The organism is Streptomyces sp. NPDC089915, assembly GCF_040684675.1.
Classification (GTDB): domain Bacteria; phylum Actinomycetota; class Actinomycetes; order Streptomycetales; family Streptomycetaceae; genus Streptomyces.
On the sequence record NZ_JBFBGN010000232.1, the window covers coordinates 1 to 5,521 of the forward strand.

A 5,521-nucleotide genomic window follows, 5' to 3' on the forward strand; every position below is an offset into this window, starting at 1 on the left:
CGGCCGCCTGGCCCGCGTCCCGGCCCGCTGTCGCGCCCGCCGCCTCGCCCCCGGGGCCCTGCGGCTTCGGGCTGTCCGGATCGCGAGGGGTCCAGCCCGGGGGTGGTGACTGGTCGCTCATCTCCGGGGCTCCTCGTGACCGTGTGAAATATCCACATCCGTACCTCATGGTGTCTACCCGATGGCCGCTGATTCCGCTCCGGACGGGCATAAAACGGTCGCGTGGCTCGCCCCTCCGCACTAAGCTCGCGCGCTTTGGCCGACGTAGGAACGACGTGGGAAACGGAGGGATACGGTGCGTCTCTATCTGGCCGTCGCGGCGGGCGGGTTCCGGCGCTACGCGACCTACGGGACGGCGACCGCGGCCGGGGTGTTCACCAACACCGTCTTCGGCTTCATCGTCGCGTACACGTACATCGCCCTGTGGGGCGAGCGCCCACGGCTCGGCGGCTACGACCAGGCCCAGGCGCTCACCTTCGTCTGGGTCAGCCAGTCCCTGCTGGCGGCCGGCTCGCTGATCGGCGGCGGCTTCCAGGAGGAGCTCCAGGAACGCATCCGTACGGGTGACATCGCCGTCGACCTCTACCGCCCCGCCGACCTCCAGGCCTGGTGGCTCGCCGCCGACCTCGGCCGGGCCGGCTTCCAGCTGCTGGGGCGCGGAGTGCTGCCGCTGGCGGCGGGGGCCTGCGCCTTCACCCTCGCGCTGCCCGCCGATCCGCTGCGCTGGCTGCTGTTCCTGCTGTCGGTGGCCCTCGGGCTGGTCGTCGGGTTCGGGGTGCGGTACCTGCTAGGGCTGGCCGCGTTCTGGCTGCTGGACGGTGCCGGGGTCAACATGATGGCCACCGTCGTGACGATCTTCTGCTCCGGGATGCTGCTCCCGCTGACCGTCTTCCCCGGCGGCTTCGGCGAGGTGGTGCGGCTGCTGCCGTGGGCGGCGATGCTCCAGGTCCCCCTCGACGTCCTGCTAGGCACCCACACCGGGTCCGGGGGAGCCGTGCGGGCGCTGGGCTTCCAGGCCCTGTGGGCGCTGGCCCTGCTGGGCGCGGGCCGGCTGGCGCAGTCGGCGGCGACCCGGAAGGTGGTGGTCCAGGGTGGCTGAGACGACGGCGACCCGCGCGGGGGCGGAGCGGTCCGGGCGGGCGTACGCGCCGGTGCCGGGGCGCGGCGGCCGGCTCGGCGAGGGGCTGCGGGGCTACGGGCTGATCGCCGGGATGTGGATCCGCTCGACGATGGCGTACCGGATGTCGTTCCTGCTGGCCACCGTCGGGAACGCGGCGATCACGGCGCTCGACTTCGTGGCGATCGCGATCATGTTCTCCCACGTGACGGCGCTCGGCGGTTTCACCCTGCCCGAGATCGCCCTCCTCTACGGGTCCTGTTCGGCCTCCCTGGGCCTGGCGGACCTGCTGCTCGGCAACACCGACCGGGTCGGCACCCGGATCCGCGACGGCTCCCTCGACACCATGCTGGTGCGGCCCGTCCCGCTGCTGGCGCAGGTCGCCGCGGACCGGTTCGCGCTGCGGCGGCTGGGGCGGATCGCGCAGGGGCTGGGGGTGCTGGGCTGGGCGCTCTCGGTGCTGGACGTGCAGTGGACGCCGGGGAGGGTGCTGCTGGTGCCCGTCATGGTGGTGGCCGGGGCGGGGATCTTCGGCGCGGTGCTGGTGGCCGGCGCGGCCTTCCAGTTCGTCGCCGGGGACGCGGCGGAGGTGCAGAACTCCTTCACGTACGGGGGCTGCACCATGCTCCAGTACCCGCCGACGGTGTTCGCGAAGGACCTGCTGCGCGGGGTGACCTTCATCGTCCCGCTGGCCTTCGTCAACTGGCTGCCCGCGCTGTACGTGCTGGGGCGGCCCGATCCGCTGGGGCTGCCGGGGTGGGTCGCGTACCTGAGCCCGCTGGTCGCCTTCGCGGTGTTCCTGCCCGCGTCGCTGGCGTGGCGCGCGGGGGTCCGTTCGTACCGGAGTACGGGGAGTTAGTCGTGTCCGATGCCCTCATCACACTTGAGGCGGTCGAGAAGGTATTCGAGACGAAGCGCCGGACGGGGCTGATGCGCCGGGAGAAACGGCAGGTCAGGGCGGTGGACGGGATCAGCTTCGAGATCGCACGGGGCGAGGTCGTCGGCTACATCGGGCCCAACGGCGCCGGGAAGTCCACCACGATCAAGATGCTGACCGGGATCCTCACCCCCAGCGGCGGCCGGCTGCGCGTGGCCGGCATCGACCCGTCGCGGGAGCGGATGCGGCTCGCGCACCGGATCGGGGTGGTGTTCGGGCAGCGTACGACCCTGTGGTGGGACCTGCCGCTGAAGGACTCGTACGGGCTGATGCGCCGGATGTACCGGATCCCGGCGGACCGCTTCCGGGAGAACCTGGACCGCTGCGTGGACCGCCTGGACCTGGCCGCGCTGCTCGACGTGCCGGTACGGCAGCTCTCGCTGGGCCAGCGGATGCGCGGGGACATCGCGGCGGCGCTGCTGCACGACCCGGAGGTGCTGTACCTGGACGAGCCGACGATCGGGCTGGACGTGGTCAGCAAGGCGCGGGTGCGGGGTTTCCTGCGGCAGTTGAACGAGGAGCTCGGGACGACGGTGCTGCTCACCACGCACGACCTCCAGGACATCGAGCAGCTGTGCGAGCGGGTGATGGTGATCGACCACGGCCGGCTGATGTACGACGGGGCGCTGGGCGGGCTGCACGCGATGGGGGAGGGCGGCGAGCGGACGCTGGTGGTGGACCTGGAGCGGGAGCTCGCGCCGCTGGAGGTCGAGGGGGCGCGGGTGGTGCGGGTGGAGGGGCCGCGGCAGTGGCTGGCCTTCCCGGCCCGTGACTCGGCGGCGCCGCTGGTCGCGGCGGTGGCGGCGCGGTACCCGCTGCTGGACCTGTCGGTGCGGGAGCCGGACATCGAGGACGTGATCGCGCGGATGTACGCGGGGCGGGGGTAGGGGCGGGACCTGCATGGGGCGGCCGGGGGCCGGGGGTCGGGGCCGGGGGTCGGTACCGGGGGTCGCTGTAAGGGGGAAATCAGGGGCGGTTCCGGGGTGGAGACCGGGGTCGGGGCCGTTCAGCCGGGCGCCTTCTCTGCATAGTCTGACCCGTATGAGTGACGAGCGCCCGGAGAAGGCGACGCCGGAGAAGACATCCCTGGAGAAGCCGTCCCTGGAGAAGGCGCCGGTCCCGTCGGCGGAGGCGGCACCGGCACCTGCACCGGCCCCTGCCCCTGCCCCCTCCGCCCCGGCCCCGGGCCTCGCCATGAGGGCGTCGGACGCCGACCGGGAGCGGGTGGTCGACCGGCTGCGGGACGCCGTCGCCGAGGGCCGGCTCGACATGGAGGAGTTCGAGGAGCGGCTGGAGGCGGCGTACAAGTCCCGTACGTACGCGGAACTCGAACCCCTGACCCGTGACCTCCCGGCCCCCGACGCCGCTCCGGCTCCGCTCGCCCAGGCCCCCGCGGCCGGCTCCTGGCAGTCCCGGATCGGCGGCACGGCGGCCTCGTCGTCGGCCGTCGCGATCATGTCGGGGTTCCAGCGCAAGGGGCACTGGACGGTCCCGGCCCAGTTCAACGCGGTGGCCTTCTGGGGCGGCGGTGAGCTCGACCTGCGCGAGGCGGACTTCGCGGCGCGCGAGGTCGTGATCACCTGCGTCGCCATCATGGGCGGCATCGAGATCACGGTCCCGCCGGGCGTCGAGGTCGACGTGCGCGGCATCGGCGTCATGGGCGGGTTCGACCAGGGCCGGTCGCTGGAGAACCGTCCGGAACCGGGCGCCCCGAGGGTGATCGTGAACGGCCTGGCCTTCTGGGGCGGGGTGGCGGTCAAGGTCAAGGAGCCGAAGCGGCCGAAGGGCGACAAGAAGCTGGGCGGCGGCGAGTTCCGCAAGGAACTCTGAACAAGCTCGGCGGGACCCCGGTCGGCACCCGGTCGGCGGCGCGCCGGGAACTCCCGGACCCTCCCGGGAGTCGGATGCTATGCAGACGAAACCGGCCACCGGGGGAAGGCAGGAGCACCACGTGAAGGAACCGGGAACGGCGGGCCCGCCCGCCCGCGGCGCGTTCGTCTTCAACGAGGCGGACGAGGAGCGCAGACGCGGCGTCCGCCGGATGAAGGCCACCGCGACGGGACTGCTGATCGTCGTCGCCGTGATCTACGTCCTGGCCAAATGCGCCCAGCAGGCCTGGGGCGCGGGCGGCTGGGCCGGGTACGTCGCGGCCGCGGCGGAGGCCGGAATGGTCGGCGCGCTCGCGGACTGGTTCGCGGTGACGGCCCTCTTCCGCCGGCCCCTGGGCCTGCCGATCCCGCACACGGCGATCATCCCCACCAAGAAGGACCAGTTGGGGGTCTCGCTGGGCGAGTTCGTCGGCGAGAACTTCCTCTCCGCCGACGTCGTACGCGCCCGGCTGCACGCCCTGGGCATCGGCGGCCGGCTCGGCGCCTGGCTGGCCGAGCCCGAGCACGCCGACCGGGTCACGGCGGAACTGTCCACCGCGCTGCGCGGGGCCCTGACGGTCCTGCGCGACTCCGACGTCCAGGCCGTGGTGGGCGAGGCCATCACCCGGCGGGCGGAGGCGGCGGAGATCGCGCCGGGCATCGGCAAGACCCTGGAGCGCGTCGTCGCCGACGGCGGCCACCGCCGCGCGGTCGACCTGATCTGCGCCAAGGCCCACGACTGGCTGGTCACCCACGGGGACTCGGTCATGGACGCGGTCCAGGGCGGCGCCCCGGGCTGGACCCCGCGCTTCGTCGACCGCAAGATCGGCGATCGGGTGTACAAGGAGCTGCTGCGGTTCGTCACGGAGATGCGCGACATGCCGGGCCACCCGGCGCGCGGGGCGGTGGACCGCTTCCTGACGGACTTCGCGGCGGACCTCCAGTCGGACACGGAGACCCGGGCGCGGGTGGAGCGGCTGAAGTCCGAGATCCTGGCGCGGGGCGAGGTGCAGGACGTGATCGCCTCGGCCTGGACGGCGGTCCGCTCGATGATCATCTCGGCGGCCGAGGACGAACGCAGCGAACTGCGGCTGCGCGTCCGCTCGTCCCTGATGTCCCTGGGCGCCCGCCTGGCGACGGACGGCCGCCTGCAGTCGAAGGTGGAGGGCTGGATCGAGGGCGCGCTGGTCTACGTCGTCACCACGTACCGCAGGGAGATCACCTCCCTGATCACGGACACGGTGGCCGCCTGGGACGCGGAACACACCTCCCGCAAGATCGAGGCCCACATCGGCCGCGACCTCCAGTTCATCCGCATCAACGGCACGGTGGTGGGCGCCTTGGCGGGCCTCCTGATCTACACGGTGTCCCACTCCCTGGGCGGCTGACCCGGGCCCGGTCCCGACGACCCCGCCCGGGACGCAGCCCCGACGGCCCCCCGCACGCGGGGGAACCGGCTGGACGCCACCGACCCGCCCCCACCCACCCGGGGTGGGCGGTGGGCGCGCGGCTCCTGCCCGTAGGGGGTGGGCGGTGGGCGCGCGGCTCCTGCCCGTAGGGGGTGGGCGGTGGGCGCGCGGCTCCTGCCCGTAGGGGGTG

General features: G+C 73.4%; 4 protein-coding genes and 1 pseudogene. All 5 read left to right on the top strand.

Annotated elements, in window-relative coordinates:
* Positions 1 to 295: 295 nt before the first annotated feature.
* The 5 genes and pseudogenes from AB0O29_RS33830 (at position 296) to AB0O29_RS33850 (ending at position 5,310) form a co-directional block, all read left to right on the top strand.
* Positions 296 to 1,099: an ABC-2 family transporter protein gene (locus AB0O29_RS33830; RefSeq protein ID WP_365159653.1), complete on the top strand. Its 804-nt coding sequence runs from the start codon at positions 296 to 298 to the stop codon at positions 1,097 to 1,099.
* Between the two features lie 52 nt (positions 1,100 to 1,151).
* Positions 1,152 to 1,976 (top strand): ABC transporter permease, encoded by an 825-nt coding sequence (locus tag AB0O29_RS33835; protein ID WP_365159662.1) that lies wholly within the window; start codon positions 1,152 to 1,154, stop codon positions 1,974 to 1,976.
* A gap of 2 nt (positions 1,977 to 1,978) precedes the next feature.
* Positions 1,979 to 2,941, top strand: a complete 963-nt coding sequence (locus AB0O29_RS33840) for an ATP-binding cassette domain-containing protein (protein WP_365159657.1) — start codon at positions 1,979 to 1,981, stop codon at positions 2,939 to 2,941.
* A gap of 307 nt (positions 2,942 to 3,248) precedes the next feature.
* A pseudogene (locus tag AB0O29_RS33845) lies at positions 3,249 to 3,830 on the top strand (DUF1707 domain-containing protein); the annotation flags it as partial.
* A 133-nt stretch (positions 3,831 to 3,963) separates the two neighbouring features.
* Positions 3,964 to 5,310, top strand: coding sequence for a DUF445 domain-containing protein (locus AB0O29_RS33850; RefSeq protein WP_365159660.1), 1,347 nt, complete (start codon positions 3,964 to 3,966; stop codon positions 5,308 to 5,310).
* Positions 5,311 to 5,521 lie beyond the last annotated feature (211 nt).

Coding starts and splice junctions, on each gene's coding strand:
- AB0O29_RS33850 (WP_365159660.1), top strand. CDS start 3,964: ATGCAGACGAAACCGGCCACCGGGGGAAGGCAGGAGCACCACGTGAAG.